The organism is Rhodococcus sp. Q1 (assembly GCF_004153645.1).
Taxonomy (GTDB): Bacteria; Actinomycetota; Actinomycetes; order Mycobacteriales; family Mycobacteriaceae; genus Rhodococcus; species Rhodococcus gordoniae.
On sequence record NZ_SDMJ01000003.1, the window covers coordinates 298,229 to 312,102 of the forward strand.

The window sequence follows — 13,874 nt, forward strand, 5'->3', positions numbered from 1 at the left end:
GAGGGCCACCCGATCGGGTGGCCCTCGTTGCTGTGACGGATGTCAGTCGAGATAGTCGCGCAGCACCTGCGACCGCGAGGGATGGCGCAGCTTCGACATGGTCTTCGACTCGATCTGGCGGATGCGCTCGCGCGTCACGCCGTAGACCTGACCGATCTCGTCGAGGGTGCGCGGCTGGCCGTCGGTGAGACCGAAGCGCAGACGCACGACGCCCGCTTCGCGCTCGGACAGGGTCTCGAGCACCGATTGCAGCTGATCCTGCAGCAGTGTGAAGGACACCGCGTCGACGGCGACGACCGCCTCCGAGTCCTCGATGAAGTCGCCGAGCTGGCTGTCGCCCTCGTCGCCGATCGTCTGGTCGAGGGAGATGGGCTCACGCGCGTACTGCTGGATCTCCAGCACCTTCTCCGGCGTGATGTCCATTTCCTTGGCAAGCTCTTCGGGTGTGGGCTCGCGGCCCAGGTCCTGGAGCAACTCGCGCTGGATACGGCCGAGCTTGTTGATGACCTCGACCATGTGCACAGGGATACGGATGGTGCGGGCCTGGTCGGCCATGGCGCGGGTGATGGCCTGACGGATCCACCACGTCGCGTAGGTGGAGAACTTGTAACCCTTGGTGTAGTCGAACTTCTCGACCGCACGGATCAGACCGAGGTTGCCTTCCTGGATGAGGTCCAGGAACGCCATGCCACGGCCGGTGTAACGCTTCGCCAGCGACACGACGAGGCGGAGGTTCGCCTCGAGCAGGTGGTTCTTGGCGCGGTTGCCGTCGCGGCAGATCCAGTTCAGGTCGCGGCGCTGGGCGACGGGCAGCTTCTCGCCCTTCTCCGCCAGCTGCTGCAGCATGTGGGTCGCGTAGAGGCCGGCCTCGATGCGCTTGGCCAGTTCGACCTCTTCCTCGGCGTTGAGGAGGGCGACCTTGCCGATCTGCTTGAGGTAGGCGCGCACGGAGTCTGCCGACGCGGTGAGCTCGGCATCCTTGCGTGCCTGGCGCAGCGCTTCGGACTCCTCTTCGTCCCAGACGAAGTCGCCCGAGGCCTTGTCCTTCTCGCTGGGCTCGTCGTCGTCGACCACGACATCCTCGGCGCCGGCGAGATCACCCTCCGAGACCTCGAGGTCGGCGAGATCTGCTTCCTCGGCGCCGTCGAAGTCCTCTTCACCCGCAGCCTTGGTGGTCTTCTTGGCGGCTGCCTTCTTCGCGGTGGTCTTCTTGGCGGCTGCCTTCTTCGCGGGAGCCTTCTTGGCGGCTGCCTTCTTCGCGGGAGCCTTCTTTGCAGCGGTCTTCTTCGCCGGCGGTGTCGCACCGGGTGCGGTGCCCTCCGGGGAGTCCGCAGCGCCTGCGACGCTGGAAGCGTCCGCAACGGGTGCCGATTCGTTGGCGGAATCAGCGGTGTGGATGTCGGTGGCTGCCACGTACGCCCTTTCGTGACGAGGTAGTGCGGCGTCGCGCCAGAGGTGTTCCGGCGGAGAGGTCTGTCGGGATGAGGGCCGGTTCCGGCCTGCTGGGGACCATTGTAACGATCCTCCGGGCGGTCGATGCGCCGGACTCAGGGAGTGACACCTGTTTTCGCAGCATGAGCAGCCCCGACGATTCCCGCCGCGTTGCGCAGTTCGGCAGGGACCACCGGCGTGCGGTTGGTCAGGAACGGGATCCACTTCTCGTGCTTGCGGCTGATCCCACCACCGGCGATGAACAGATCGGGCCAGAGCAGATCCTCGAAACGTGTGAGGACGCGGGAGACCTCCTTGGCCCACTGCTTGTACGACAGGTCGCCGCGTTCCTTGACGGAGGAGGCGGCGCGGTGCTCGGCCTCCTTGCCGTCGACCTCCATGTGCCCGAACTCGGTGTTGGGCAGCAGGACACCGTTGTGCAGGACGGCCGAGCCGATCCCGGTTCCGAAGGTCAGGAGGATCACCACACCGTCGGTGTCCTTGGCGGCACCGAAGCGGTCCTCCGCGATGCCGGCGGCATCCGCGTCGTTGAGCACCGAGACGTCCCGGCCGTCGAGCGCGTGGGAGAAGAGAGAACGGGCGTCGGTGCCGATCCACGACTTGTCGATGTTGGCGGCGGTCCGGGCGACACCTCCGGTGACCACGCTCGGCAGGGTCACGCCGACGGGACCGGACCAGCCCGCCTGCTCGACGATCTGTGCCACCGTCTTCGCCACGGCCTCCGGGGTGGACGGTTGCGGAGTGAGGAGCTTGATCCGGTCGCCGACCAGGCGGCCGGTATCGAGGTCCACCACGGCACCCTTGACGCCACTTCCCCCGATGTCGACACCGAATCCGTGGTTGCCCGGATTCGATCGGTCCGTGGGGACGTCCTGTGCCATCGTGTACTTCCTCTCGCTGGGTGGGGCCGGCTGCTCCGCTCGTGTGGCAACGATAATGCCCGGTGCCGCCCGGTGCGGCGCTCGGTGGCGAAACCTTCGGCGCTGTGTTCGGATCGGTTCGTGCATGTACAGAGAACGCTCTCCGAATCCGAGTCGTCCGCGTTGAGGGACGTCGCCGTGACCGCCGCGCGTGAGGCCGCAGCCTATGTTCGTGTACGCAGAGCCGAGCTGTTCGGCCCTCCGGGATCGGGGGAGGCCGCCCGTGTCGGGACGAAGTCGACGGCGACCGATCCCGTCACCGCCGCCGACACCGAAAGCGAGGAGCTCATCCGGCGCAGACTCGCCGAACTGCGGCCCGAGGACGCCTTCCTGGGAGAGGAGACCAGTGGCGACGGTGCGAGGGCGACGACCGCGAGCGGGGTGGTGTGGGTGGTCGATCCCATCGACGGCACCGTGAACTTCGTGTACGGACTCCCGGCGTCGGCGGTCTCGGTGGCCGCGCAGGTCGACGGACGTTCGGTGGCCGGAGCTGTCGTCGACATCGCCTCCGGGGAGACGTTCTTCGCGGCGGAGGGTCTCGGGGCGTATCTGGATACGGGTGGCACACGGGTCCGGTTGCGCTGCAATCCGGTGACCGATCCGCGGATGGCGCTCGTGGCGACGGGCTTCTCGTATTCCCCGCAACGGCGTGCGCGTCAGGGGGAGTTGGTGGCGGCACTGTTGCCCAGGGTGCGCGACATCCGGCGTGTCGGAGCGGCTGCGCTCGACCTGTGCATGGTCGCGGCGGGGCGGGTCGATGCCCACTACGAACATGGGCTCGGCCCGTGGGACTGGGCGGCGGGGGCTCTGGTCGCCGCGGAAGCCGGTGCGGTGGTGCGTGTCCCGACAGGCACCGGGGACGACGGCGAACTCACCGTGGCGGTCGCGCCGGGACTCGCCGCCGATTTCGAAACTCTCCTCACCGAAATCGGAGCGTTCCACGCAATTCCGAATTGACCGTTTTGTCACATCGGAAATTGTCGTCGGTCACGTTTTACTGCGACGGTGACGAAAAACAGCATGCACGGTCTCTGAAAATAGTTTCAGCATCGCGCAGTGCGGGCGGCCGTGAGCAGATCGAGATCGAGGGGAGCCGTCTGTTCGCCCGCCGGAACCTCGCGCAGCGCCCGCAGAACCTCCTCCGCATCAGCCCCGGGAGAGACCTCGCGGAAGTAGGTGCCGAGCGCGAGGTCCACCGTGTCGTCCTCACGTGTGTCCTGCACCAACTCGGCGCACGGAGCGAGCAACCACACCGATGACGCAGCTGCGCGACCGGCTTCACCGAACCGGATCTGCCCCTGGCACTGCAGGTTCTGGTCGACATAGACCGGATCGTTGCCGGCCTGTACGTCGGGCGGACTCGAGAAACCGTAATCGCTCAGTTGCGCGGCCACATGCGTCGCCTGACCGCGTTCTCCGTTGGCGTTGAACACGCGCACCCGGGTTGCCGCCAGGGGAGCGGGTTCGACCTCGAGCAGCGTCGACCGGTCCACGACCTCGCCGAGCGGAGCGGGTTGCGGGCCTTCGGGATCGGCCGCCTCGGTCGGGGGAGCGTTGCACGCCACGGTGGTCGTGACGGGTTCCGACGAACTGATCGCCGAGGTCCACACGACGATGGTGGCTGCGGCGAGGACGGCGCCGGCCACGGCAGCCGGGACCACCCGGCGCCGGCGGAACGGGCGGCCGCGGCGATCGGTTGCGCTTCCTTCGGTGATCAGGGAAACCACGCGGCCCTGCCTCTCGTCTTCTGCCGGGATCGTCGCACTCACTGTAGAGGGCGGGGACTGCGTGGGCGGAACCGCCGACCCGAGGAAATGTCACGAGTCGTTGTGTTGTTGATGACGATTGCCGGACAATTTCCCGCGTTTTCGCGCATCGGTTGCATATTCGTGCGCAAGGTCGGCTATTGTTCGGCGGCCGAACCGTCCAAGAACGAACGGTTCGGCGTGGAAACAGAGTGAATTCGGGTATGTCACCCCGGTGACATACCCGTCGGGAACTCCAACGGACGGTCGTGCGTTGCCTTGGCCGGGAGCACCGTCCGTGTCCCGGCCGGCTACCGGTACGAGTACTAGAAGGTAAGAGGAAATGGCGACTGACTACGACGCACCCCGGCGGACCGACAGCGACGATGTGTCGGAGGATTCACTCGAGGAATTGAAGGCCCGGCGTAACGAGGCCCAGTCCGCAGTGGTGGACGTCGACGAATCGGACACCGCCGAGTCCTTCGAGCTGCCCGGGGCGGACCTGTCCGGAGAAGAACTGTCGGTGCGGGTCGTTCCGAAGCAGGCCGACGAGTTCACCTGTTCGAGCTGTTTCCTGGTGCACCACCGGAGCAGACTCGCGAGCGAGGAGAACGGAGTCATGATCTGCCGGGATTGCGCGGCGTGAGGACATAGGTGTGCGATACGAGACCGGGTGACGACGGTGCGCCGTGGTCACCCGCGTCTCTCTCGCACATGCCCCGGCGCTGTGGCGGCTCCCGCTGCACTCTGCGTCCGGGCTCTCTTTCTGTGCCCCGGCTTTCGTGCCTCTACCGGCGACCCGACTCGTCGCACCCCAGTGCCGCGAGCAGTTCGGCCGGCCGCCGCGTGCTGACCAGCCAGTACGGCGTCGGATCCTCCGGGTCGTCGAGCACCACGAGCGCCATGGTCCGCACCCAGGGGCGGTGCTGGACGAACGCCGCCGGATCGAGCTGGCGTCCCATCGCGGCGCTCTTGGCCGACGGCGGAACCACCACCCCCCGCGAGATCACATCGAGGGGTAGATGTGCGCGACCGACGACGAGCTCGCCGCCCACCACCTCGACCCTGCTGCGTGAGAGCCAGGTGAGGACCCAGATCGGCATGGGAAGCAGAAGGACGTAGGGCAGCCACGCATACATCCCGGGCGCGCCCATGTGCAGTTCCGCCGCGAGCAGAGCGGCCACACCGAGCCCGATCGGCCACCACCACCACGGCACCCACATCCGCTCGGAGAAGGTCGGGGCGTCGGCCGTCGGAGGTGTTGTCGCTGAGGTGCGCGAGGATCGGGACACACCGTAAGGATAGTCGCCTCGGTGGAGCAGCCCGGCACGCGAGTAGTCTCGGTCCACGTGACCGATCTTCCCCCGATACCGCTGCGCCGGCTCGATCCGGAGCTCCCCGTGCCCACTCGCGCCCACCCCGGTGACGCCGGCGTGGACTTGTGCACCTCGGCCGACGTGACCCTCGGTCCGGGGGAGCGAGCGCTCGTCGGTACCGGTATCGCCGTGGCACTGCCCGTGGGAACGGTCGGATTGATCCACCCGCGTTCCGGCCTCGCCGCCAAGTTCGGACTGTCCGTCGTCAACACACCCGGCACGGTCGACGCGGGCTACCGTGGGGAGATCAAGGTGTGCCTGATCAACCACGACACCGAGCGCGCCGTCGAACTCCGCCGAGGCGACCGCATCGCGCAGTTGCTCGTCCAGCGCGTCGAACTCGTCGACTTCGTCGAAGTGGACGAACTCGACGACACGGCGCGGGGCAGCGGCGGATACGGATCGAGCGGCGGGCACGCCGGCCTCGTGAAGGAGGGTTCCTGACATGTTCGGACGACGCCGCAAGGACCGCGGGTCGAGCGTCGAGACGAGCGACGCCGCTGCACCCGGCGACGACCTCGGTGCCTACGACGAGCCTTCCGACGAATACGCCACCGGCAGTGCGGCCGATTCCGGCCCGTACGACATCGACGAGGTCGACGAGGAGACGGTGGCCGCCTCCCGTCTGGATCTCGGATCCGTGCTCGTACCGCTGCCGGCCGGCGGCCAGATCCAGGTCGAGATGGCACCGAACGGGACGCCTCAGAACGTCCACCTGGTGACCCAGTTCGGGCGCATCACCGTCTCCGCGTACGCCGCGCCGAAGTCGCCGGGACAGTGGCGCGAGGTCGCTGCCGAACTCGCGGAGACCCTGCGCAACGACAATGCGGAGGTCAGCATCGAGTCGGGCCCGTGGGGTCGTGAACTTCACGGCAGGGCCGCGAACGCCGATCTGCGGTTCATCGGTGTCGACGGTTTCCGCTGGATGATCCGCTGTGTCGTGGCGGCGCCCGCCGGGAATGCGGGAGCCGACTCCGAACTCGTCGGGATCGCACGCTCGGTGATCTCCGGAACGGTCGTCCGGCGAGGAGCCGACCCCCATCCGGTCCGTACGCCGTTGCCGATCGTGCTCCCCGAGGCGCTCACCCGTCAGCTCGTCGCAGCGCAACAACAACAGCAGCAGGCGGCGCAGCAGCAGGTCGCGCCCCGGCAGGGATCTGCTCCGGCACAACCCGCTCCGCGGACGACCTCGCCGACGCAGCCCACCCGGCAGACCCCACCTCCCCAGCAGACTCCGCCTCCCCAGCAGACTCCGCCTCCCCAGCAGACCCCGCCCACTCAGCAGACCCCTCCGCCGCGCCGGGGCGAATCCGGTTCGGCGATGCAGCAACTCGGCTTCTAGGCCGATATCCCGATCATCGATTCGGGGCGGGGACGATCCTGTCGAGCGCGGTGAGGCACAGTCTCCCGAGCACGGAGGGATCGTCCCCGATCTGCTCGAGTGTCACCGTCGCGAGTTGCGCGCGAGGGATCTCCCGCGCCCATCGGCGCCCCACCTCCAGCGGATGGACCGCATCGTCCACCGCGGCGGCGATGCCGACCGGCGTACCCACGGCCCGGAGTTCGTCGACGTCGAGCGCTCGGTAGCACGCGGCTTCGTCCAGCGCGGACGGGAGGTCGGGCCATTGGGCGCTCCACGAGCGGGTCAGCTCCCGCGCGAGCCAGGACGGACTCGAGGCGGTCATCGTCGCGGTGACCGCCTCGAGTCCGTGAGCGCGTAGCTCGGACGCCGTCCACCGCGCGCTCCCAGCGGCAGGGGACTCCAGTGGATCGCCGGTCCACGCCGGTAGGGCGGCGAGGATGCCGACGGCCCGGTCGGGATTGTCGAACGCCCATCTCAACGCAACAGCCGCACCGATCGACACACCACCGACGAGGAGCGGCCCGTTCTCGGCGGCATCGTCGAGCGCCGCGACGTAGCTCGCCACCACACCGCGAGGGTCCGGGTCGACGGCGATCGGCGTGATGCCGCGGCGCCGGAGTTCGGGGCCGAACGCCTTCTCGGCGAAGCATGCGTCCGAACCCGTGCCGGGAAGCACGACCGCGGTGCGGGTGACCGGCCGGGACGGGCCGGTGTCCGGGGAGGCCGGGGATTCGCTGCGGGACATGCGGACGATCCTGCACCATCGGTCCCCGGCAACGGCGCTCACCTGCGCACACGGTCGTGCCGACAGTGCCTGCACAGCAGGTCGACGGTGCCTGCACGACGGTGTGCACCGTGCAACTTGTATCCGGCCAGAATGCGTCTACAGTGGCGATCGAAGAAGAGTCCGGTGGCACGCGATCCGTGCCCCTTCCGTACAGGAGCGTGTTATGGCTTCCCCGGCCGGCTACCTGCGTCGGCTCACACGGCGGCTCACCGAGGACATCGAAGAACTCGATGCCGAGGAGATGGCCGAATCGTCGCACTCCACGGGCGCCCTACCCATCGTCGAATGCGCCCGCGGTCAGGAAGTGACCATGTACGGACGCCTCCGCAGTGTCGAGTCGTGTTCGCGTGCCGCTGCTGCCGTCGTCGAGGCGGAGTTCTTCGACGGGACCGATTCGATCCAGCTCGTATGGATCGGCCGTCGGCGCATCCCCGGGATCGAACCCGGGCGTACGTTGACGGTCCGCGGTCGCGTGGGAGAACGCGACGGACGCAAGGTGATCTACAACCCGTACTACGAGCTGCGCGAACCGGCCTGACCGGCGCGCCGGGGACTGCCGGCCCCTGCGTACGCGGAGTGGTTCCCCGTCGATACGCGGGGTCGTACCGCTGTGCCCGATGTGGCACCCTCGTAGGAGTGAGCGACACCAACCAGCAGACGATGCTCGAACAACTCGGCGGGATCAGCGGGTTGATCTATTCGACGCTGCCGGTGCTGGTGTTCGTGCCGGTCAACAGCGTGTGGGGGCTCACGGCGGCCATCTGGACCGCGTTGGGTGTGGCACTGGCGGTGCTCGTGTGGCGCCTGATCCAGCGCACGCCGATCCAGCCCGCGATCTCCGGCTTCTTCGGAGTCGCCTTGTGCGCCTTCATCGCTCATCGCACCGGCGACGCGAAGGGATACTTCCTGTTCGGGATCTACGCGAGCCTGGTCTACGGGGGCGCCTTCCTGTTGTCCGTGCTCGTCCGTAGGCCGCTGGTCGGCGTGATCTGGGGGATGCTCAACGGCCAGGGCTCGCAGTGGCGGTCACATCCCACCGCGGTGCGCGCCTACGACGTCGCCACCCTCGCATGGACCCTGGTCTTCCTCGGTCGCTATCTCGTGCAGAACCAGCTCTACGACGAGGACCGCACCGGGTGGCTCGCGGTCGCACGGATCGGAATGGGCTGGCCGCTGACCGCGCTGGCGCTGCTGGTCACCCTCTGGGCGGTCCGGCGCGCGGACCGGGTCGTCGAACCCCCGCCGGCCGAGACCATCGAGGACGCTTCGGCCGGGGGGTCCCACGAGGCGTCGGGTTCCCACGACGAGCCGGGCCCCGAGGACCGGCACGGACTCGACGGCCGGCACCGTCTCCGCGACCGGCACGGTTCGCGCGACTAGCGGTTCACCGCCTGCCGGAGATCGTCCTCGACGTCCTCTGCCGTGACGAACAGCAGTTCGTCCCCGCCTTCGAGCGGATCGTCCGGCTGCGGGACGATCACGCGTCCGCCGCGCAGGATCGCCACGAGCGCCGTGTCGCGGGGCAGTTCCAGTTTCCGAACCGGCTTCCCGGCCAGGGCGGTGGTGTCCCGCAGGGTGACCTCCACCAGGTTCGCGCCTTTGCGGAGCGTCATCAACCGCACCAGATCGCCGACCGTGACGGCCTCCTCGACCAGCGCGGCGAGCATGCGCGGCGTGGACACCGCGACGTCGACACCCCACGATTCGTCGAACAGCCACTCGTTGCGCGGATCGTTGACGCGGGCCACCACCCGCGGGACACCGAACTCGGTGGTCGCGAGCAGGCTGAGGACCAGGTTGGCCTTGTCGTCGCCCGTTGCCGCGATCACCACGTCGTACCGTTCGAGTCCGGTGGATTCGAGCGAGCTGAGTTCGCAGGCGTCGGCGTGGACCCAGGCCGCCTCCGGAACGGCGTCCGGTTCGACATGCTCGAGCTTGCGTTCGATGAGCATCACCTCGTGGGCGTTGCGCAGCAGTTCACGCGCTATCGAGCGTCCCACCGCGCCGGCACCGGCGATCGCCACCTTCATGTGAGCTTCCTCTCGGGTGGGTGGGTCAGTTCTCGTCGACCGGCGGGTTCTCGGCGTGGGTGATCGCCTCCGAGACGGAACCCGACACGGCCGCGATGTAGACGGAGTCGTCGGCCTGCAGCACCGTCCTGCGGTCGGGCAGCAGCCCGGTGCCGAACCGGATCAGGAACGCCACGCGCGATCCCGTGGCCTCCTCGAGGTCGGTGACGCGTCGTCCGACCCATCCCTCGTGCAGGTTCACCTCGGCGATGGCGACGGATCCGGTGGGATCGCGCCAGCGGGCGGTCTCGCTGTCGTGCGTCAGCGCGTGGAGCAAGCGATCGGTGGTCCACGGCACGGTCGCCACCGTGGGGATGCCCAGCCGCTCGTACGCCGCGGCCCGCTTGGCGTCGTAGATCCTCGCGACGACACGTTCGACACCGAAGGTCTCGCGGGCCACCCGTGTCGAGATGATGTTCGAATTGTCGCCGGAGGAGACCGCCGCGAAGGCATCGGCGCGTTCGATACCGGCGGAGATCAGCACGTGCCGGTCGAAGCCCATACCGAGCACCGTGTGTCCGGGGAAGTCGTCGCCCAGTCGCCCGAACGCACTCTCGTCGCGGTCGATGACCGCGACCTCGTGACCGAGCCGGACGAGAGCGGTGGCCACCGCCGAGCCGACCCGACCACACCCCATCACCACCACGTACACCGTGGACTCCGTTCCGGTCGATCCTTCCGAGACGGACCGCATCGGACCGCCGAACCGAACGGTACCGCGTGACGATCCCCGAGCAGTCGTGACCCGGCCGAGGGGTACTTCCGGACCCGAACCGCATAGGCTTTGCGCGTGTCCAAGCTTTCCACCGCGGCGAAGCGGCTCGTGCTGGGTCGGCCGTTCCGCAGCGACACTCTCGGGCACGAGTTGCTGCCCAAACGCACCGCGCTGCCGGTGTTCGCCTCCGATGCCCTCTCGTCGGTCGCCTACGCGCCCGAGGAGATCTTCCTCGTCCTCTCCGTTGCGGGACTGTCGGCCTACGCGTTCTCTCCGTGGATCGGTCTCGCGGTCGCCTTCGTGCTCGTGATCGTGATCGCCGGTTACCGCCAGACGGTGCGCGCCTACCCATCGGGCGGCGGCGACTACGAGGTGGCCACGAAGAATCTCGGCCCCACGGCCGGACTGACCGTGGGCAGCGCGCTGCTCGTCGACTACGTGCTGACGGTCGCGGTGTCGCTGTCGTCCGCGGCGGCGACGGTCGGATCGGCGGTCCCGTTCGTGGCCCGGCACAAGGTTCTCTTCGTCATCCTCGCGATCGTGTTGCTGACCGCGGTGAACCTGCGCGGTCTCCGGCGGGCCGGACGCGCCTTCGCCGTTCTCACCTATACCTTCGTGGGCTGCATGCTGGTGATGCTCGGGGCCGGCCTGTTCCGGATCTTCGTCCTGGGCGACGAGTTGCGCGCCGAGTCGGCCGATCTCGAACTCGTCGCCGAGCAGACCGACCTGACGGCGCTCGCATTCGTCCTCCTGGTCGCGCGCGCATTCTCGTCGGGGTGCGCCGCGCTGACGGGCGTCGAGGCGATCAGCACGGGTGTGCCGTCCTTCCGGAAGCCGAAGGCACGCAACGCCGCGACGACGTTGCTGGTGCTCGGAGCCATCGCCGTCACGCTGTTCCTCGGGGTGGTCTTCCTCGCCCGACGACTCGGGGTCGTGGTGGCCGAGCACCCCGAGACCCAACTGCGGGGTGCGCCCGAGGGCTACGAGCAGAAGACGCTGCTCGCCCAGCTGGCCCATACCGTCTTCGACGGGATACCGGCTGCGTTCGTCCTGATCACGATCGTCACCGCCGTGATCCTCGTGCTCGCCGCCAACACCGCGTTCAACGGATTCCCCGTGCTCGGCTCGGTTCTCGCGCAGAACCGCTACCTGCCGCGCCAGTTCCACACGCGTGGTGACCGCCTCGCGTTCAGCAACGGCATCCTCTTCCTTGCCGGTATCGCCGTCGTCTTCGTGTGGGTCTTCGAAGCCGAGGTCACCCGGCTCATCCAGCTGTACATCGTGGGGGTGTTCGTCGCGTTCAGCCTGGGACAGGCCGGCATGGTGCGTCACTGGACCCGGGAGCTGCGCACCGAGTCGGATCCCGCCGCCCGGGGTCGCATGACGCGGTCGCGGTTGATCAACGGGGTCGGGTGCGTGTCCACCACGCTGGTGCTGCTGGTCGTGCTGACCGGCAAGTTCGCGGCCGGGGCATGGATCGCGGTGGTGACCATGGTGGTCGCGTTCGTGCTGATGAAGGCGATCCGGCGTCACTACGACACGGTCGCCGCGGAACTCGAGAGCGTGGACTGGGACGGAGTGCTGCCCAGCCGCACGCATTCCATCGTGCTGGTCTCGACCTTGCACATGCCCACCATGCGTGCGCTCGCCTATGCGCGGGCGACCCGCCCGGACACGCTCGAGGCGATCACCGTCAACGTCGACGACGAGAGCACCCGGCGTCTCGTCGTCGAATGGGAGAAGAGCGATCTGACGGTTCCGCTGAAGGTCGTCGAGTCGCCCTACCGGGAGATCACGCGGCCCGTCCTCGACTACGTGCGGCGGGTTCGGCGCGATTCTCCCCGGGACGTGGTGACCGTGTTCATCCCCGAGTACGTGGTGGGCCACTGGTGGGAGCAGCTTCTCCACAACCAGAGTGCGTTGAGGCTCAAGAGCAGGCTCCTCTTCCAGCCGGGGGTGATGGTGACGAGTGTGCCGTGGCAGCTGCGCTCGTCCGCGGAGGCGGGCGCGATGGGGCGGGCCGTCCCGGACGGACAGGAACGACAGTTCGACAACGAGGAGGAACCCCGGTGAATCGTCAGGCACACCCGCGTACGGATTGGTCCGGCCGGCGGATCGAGGTGATCCTCGGGAATCCCGCCCACGGCGGTGCGTGTGTCGCGCGGTTCGAGGGTCGGGTCGTCTTCGTGCGGCACGGACTGCCGGGGGAGCGGGTCTTCGCTCGCGTCACCGAGGATCGGGGCGGGTCGTTCTGTTTCGCCGACGTGGAGGACGTACTCGAGGCGTCCGAGGATCGCGTCGAGCGGGTCTGTCCGATCTCCGGTCCGGGGGGAGCGGGCTGTTGCGATCTGTCGCACATGACCGTCGCGGCGCAACGTCGTTTCACGGGCGCCGTGGTGGTCGAACAGCTGCGCCGGCTGGGCGGTGTGGACCGCGAGGTGACGGTCGAGGAGGTGCCGGGCGGTGCCTCGAACGGGACCTTGTGGCGAACCCGGGTGCGGCTCGCGGTGGACGTGGTCGGGAATCCGGGATACCGGCGCTATCGCAGCAACGAGGTCGTGCCCGAGCTGGCCTGTCCGCAGATCGATCCGCACGCCTATGTCGGTCTCGCCGACCGGGTGTGGCAACCGGGAGCCGAGTTGCAGGTGGTGCTCGACGCGGACGGTGGTCGGCACGTGGTGGAGATCGCGCCGCCCGCCGTCGCGGGTGGTGCGCGGCGGCAGGGTCGGCGCGGCGCGGCGTCGCGGCGGGCGGCGGCGAACGCACCCCGTCCGGAGAAGGTGATCGAGGGTTCGGGTCGTGTGCTCGAGCGGGTCGGTGGGCGAGAGTGGCGGCTGGTGCCGACCGGCTTCTGGCAGGCCCACCGCGGTGCCGCGACCACCTATTCGACGGTGGTGGGTGAATGGGCGCAGGCCTCCGCGGGTGCGACGGCGTGGGATCTCTACGGCGGGGTGGGGGTGTTCGCCGCGGTGCTCGCCGAGCAGGTGGGTCCGTCCGGGCATGTGGTGTCGGTCGAGTCGTCGAAGACCGCCGTCGACGACGGGATGGAGGCACTCGCCGATCTCGGGCAGGTGTCCTTCCGTCACGGTCGGGTGGAGCGGATGATCCCCGAGCTACCGGCACCCGAGGTGGTCGTGCTCGACCCACCGCGGGCGGGAGCCGGCAGGGACGTGGTGGCGGCCGTGGCCGAGGCGGGTCCGCGCCGGATCGTCCACGTGGGGTGCGATCCCGCCTCGTTCGGCCGTGATGTGGGGCTGTATCGCGATCACGGGTTCGAGTTGGCGGACGTCCGGGCCTTCGCGGCGTTCCCGTCTACTCATCATGTGGAGTGCATCGGTCTGTTCACCCGTTGAGCGTGTTTCCCGTCACCCTCCCGGAGATGTGGTGTGACGGGAAACACGTCGGAGTGGTGGTGTGATGTCGGTAAGAGATTGCTTGTAGTATGCA

15 protein-coding genes are annotated in these 13,874 nt (G+C 68.4%); 8 read left to right on the forward strand and 7 right to left on the reverse strand.

What is annotated here, in order from left to right:
- Positions 1 to 42: 42 nt before the first annotated feature.
- Together EQ874_RS09900 and ppgK are read right to left on the reverse strand one after the other, a co-directional pair.
- Positions 43 to 1,413: an RNA polymerase sigma factor gene (locus tag EQ874_RS09900; protein ID WP_016935123.1), complete on the reverse strand. Its 1,371-nt coding sequence runs from the start codon at positions 1,411 to 1,413 to the stop codon at positions 43 to 45.
- A 134-nt stretch (positions 1,414 to 1,547) separates the two neighbouring features.
- Positions 1,548 to 2,333 (reverse strand): polyphosphate--glucose phosphotransferase, encoded by a 786-nt coding sequence (gene ppgK, locus EQ874_RS09905; protein ID WP_064065481.1) that lies wholly within the window; start codon positions 2,331 to 2,333, stop codon positions 1,548 to 1,550.
- A 120-nt stretch (positions 2,334 to 2,453) separates the two neighbouring features.
- Here ppgK and EQ874_RS09910 point away from each other — a divergent pair, with 120 nt between their 5' ends.
- Positions 2,454 to 3,329, forward strand: a complete 876-nt coding sequence (locus EQ874_RS09910) for an inositol monophosphatase family protein (protein ID WP_242496704.1) — start codon at positions 2,454 to 2,456, stop codon at positions 3,327 to 3,329.
- A gap of 86 nt (positions 3,330 to 3,415) precedes the next feature.
- Here the strand turns inward: EQ874_RS09910 and cei are convergent, their stop codons facing one another.
- Complete coding sequence (gene cei, locus EQ874_RS09915) at positions 3,416 to 4,099, reverse strand: envelope integrity protein Cei (RefSeq protein WP_026003580.1); 684 nt, start codon at positions 4,097 to 4,099, stop codon at positions 3,416 to 3,418.
- 361 nt (positions 4,100 to 4,460) lie between these two features.
- Here cei and EQ874_RS09920 point away from each other — a divergent pair, with 361 nt between their 5' ends.
- Positions 4,461 to 4,763 carry a DUF4193 domain-containing protein gene (locus EQ874_RS09920; RefSeq protein ID WP_006551346.1) on the forward strand — a complete coding sequence of 101 codons (303 nt, stop codon included), beginning with the start codon at positions 4,461 to 4,463 and terminating at the stop codon, positions 4,761 to 4,763.
- Between the two features lie 142 nt (positions 4,764 to 4,905).
- Here the strand turns inward: EQ874_RS09920 and EQ874_RS09925 are convergent, their stop codons facing one another.
- Entirely contained in the window at positions 4,906 to 5,340 is a 435-nt protein-coding gene (locus EQ874_RS09925) for a DUF3093 domain-containing protein (protein ID WP_064065491.1), read from the reverse strand.
- A gap of 126 nt (positions 5,341 to 5,466) precedes the next feature.
- Here EQ874_RS09925 and dut point away from each other — a divergent pair, with 126 nt between their 5' ends.
- Together dut and EQ874_RS09935 are read left to right on the forward strand one after the other, a co-directional pair.
- On the forward strand, positions 5,467 to 5,937 hold the full coding sequence (dut, locus tag EQ874_RS09930; RefSeq protein WP_064065483.1) for a dUTP diphosphatase: 471 nt from the start codon (positions 5,467 to 5,469) through the stop codon (positions 5,935 to 5,937).
- Between the two features lies 1 nt (position 5,938).
- Positions 5,939 to 6,835 (forward strand): DUF3710 domain-containing protein, encoded by an 897-nt coding sequence (locus EQ874_RS09935; protein ID WP_129976652.1) that lies wholly within the window; start codon positions 5,939 to 5,941, stop codon positions 6,833 to 6,835.
- A 13-nt stretch (positions 6,836 to 6,848) separates the two neighbouring features.
- Here the strand turns inward: EQ874_RS09935 and EQ874_RS09940 are convergent, their stop codons facing one another.
- On the reverse strand, positions 6,849 to 7,601 hold the full coding sequence (locus EQ874_RS09940) for an alpha/beta hydrolase (RefSeq protein ID WP_242496705.1): 753 nt from the start codon (positions 7,599 to 7,601) through the stop codon (positions 6,849 to 6,851).
- A 205-nt stretch (positions 7,602 to 7,806) separates the two neighbouring features.
- Here EQ874_RS09940 and EQ874_RS09945 point away from each other — a divergent pair, with 205 nt between their 5' ends.
- Positions 7,807 to 8,181, forward strand: a complete 375-nt coding sequence (locus tag EQ874_RS09945) for an OB-fold nucleic acid binding domain-containing protein (RefSeq protein WP_129976654.1) — start codon at positions 7,807 to 7,809, stop codon at positions 8,179 to 8,181.
- Positions 8,182 to 8,279: 98 nt separating this feature from the next.
- The gene (locus EQ874_RS09950) at positions 8,280 to 9,023 is read left to right on the forward strand and encodes a DUF3159 domain-containing protein (protein ID WP_129976655.1); all 744 of its coding nucleotides are present in this window, start codon (positions 8,280 to 8,282) and stop codon (positions 9,021 to 9,023) included.
- On the opposite strand, the gene EQ874_RS09955 is transcribed toward EQ874_RS09950, so the two are convergent.
- Both EQ874_RS09955 and EQ874_RS09960 read right to left on the reverse strand, forming a co-directional pair.
- A complete protein-coding gene (locus EQ874_RS09955) occupies positions 9,020 to 9,673 on the reverse strand; it encodes a TrkA family potassium uptake protein (RefSeq protein WP_129976656.1) in 654 nt (217 codons plus the stop codon). The two genes, EQ874_RS09950 and EQ874_RS09955, sit on opposite strands and share 4 nt — an antisense overlap.
- A gap of 25 nt (positions 9,674 to 9,698) precedes the next feature.
- Positions 9,699 to 10,364, reverse strand: a complete 666-nt coding sequence (locus tag EQ874_RS09960) for a TrkA family potassium uptake protein (RefSeq protein WP_129976916.1) — start codon at positions 10,362 to 10,364, stop codon at positions 9,699 to 9,701.
- Between the two features lie 138 nt (positions 10,365 to 10,502).
- Between EQ874_RS09960 and EQ874_RS09965 the strand changes: the two genes are divergently transcribed.
- Complete coding sequence (locus tag EQ874_RS09965) at positions 10,503 to 12,500, forward strand: APC family permease (protein WP_064065488.1); 1,998 nt, start codon at positions 10,503 to 10,505, stop codon at positions 12,498 to 12,500.
- Positions 12,497 to 13,780 carry a TRAM domain-containing protein gene (locus EQ874_RS09970; protein ID WP_129976657.1) on the forward strand — a complete coding sequence of 428 codons (1,284 nt, stop codon included), beginning with the start codon at positions 12,497 to 12,499 and terminating at the stop codon, positions 13,778 to 13,780. Before EQ874_RS09965 ends, EQ874_RS09970 begins: the two co-directional genes overlap by 4 nt.
- Positions 13,781 to 13,874 lie beyond the last annotated feature (94 nt).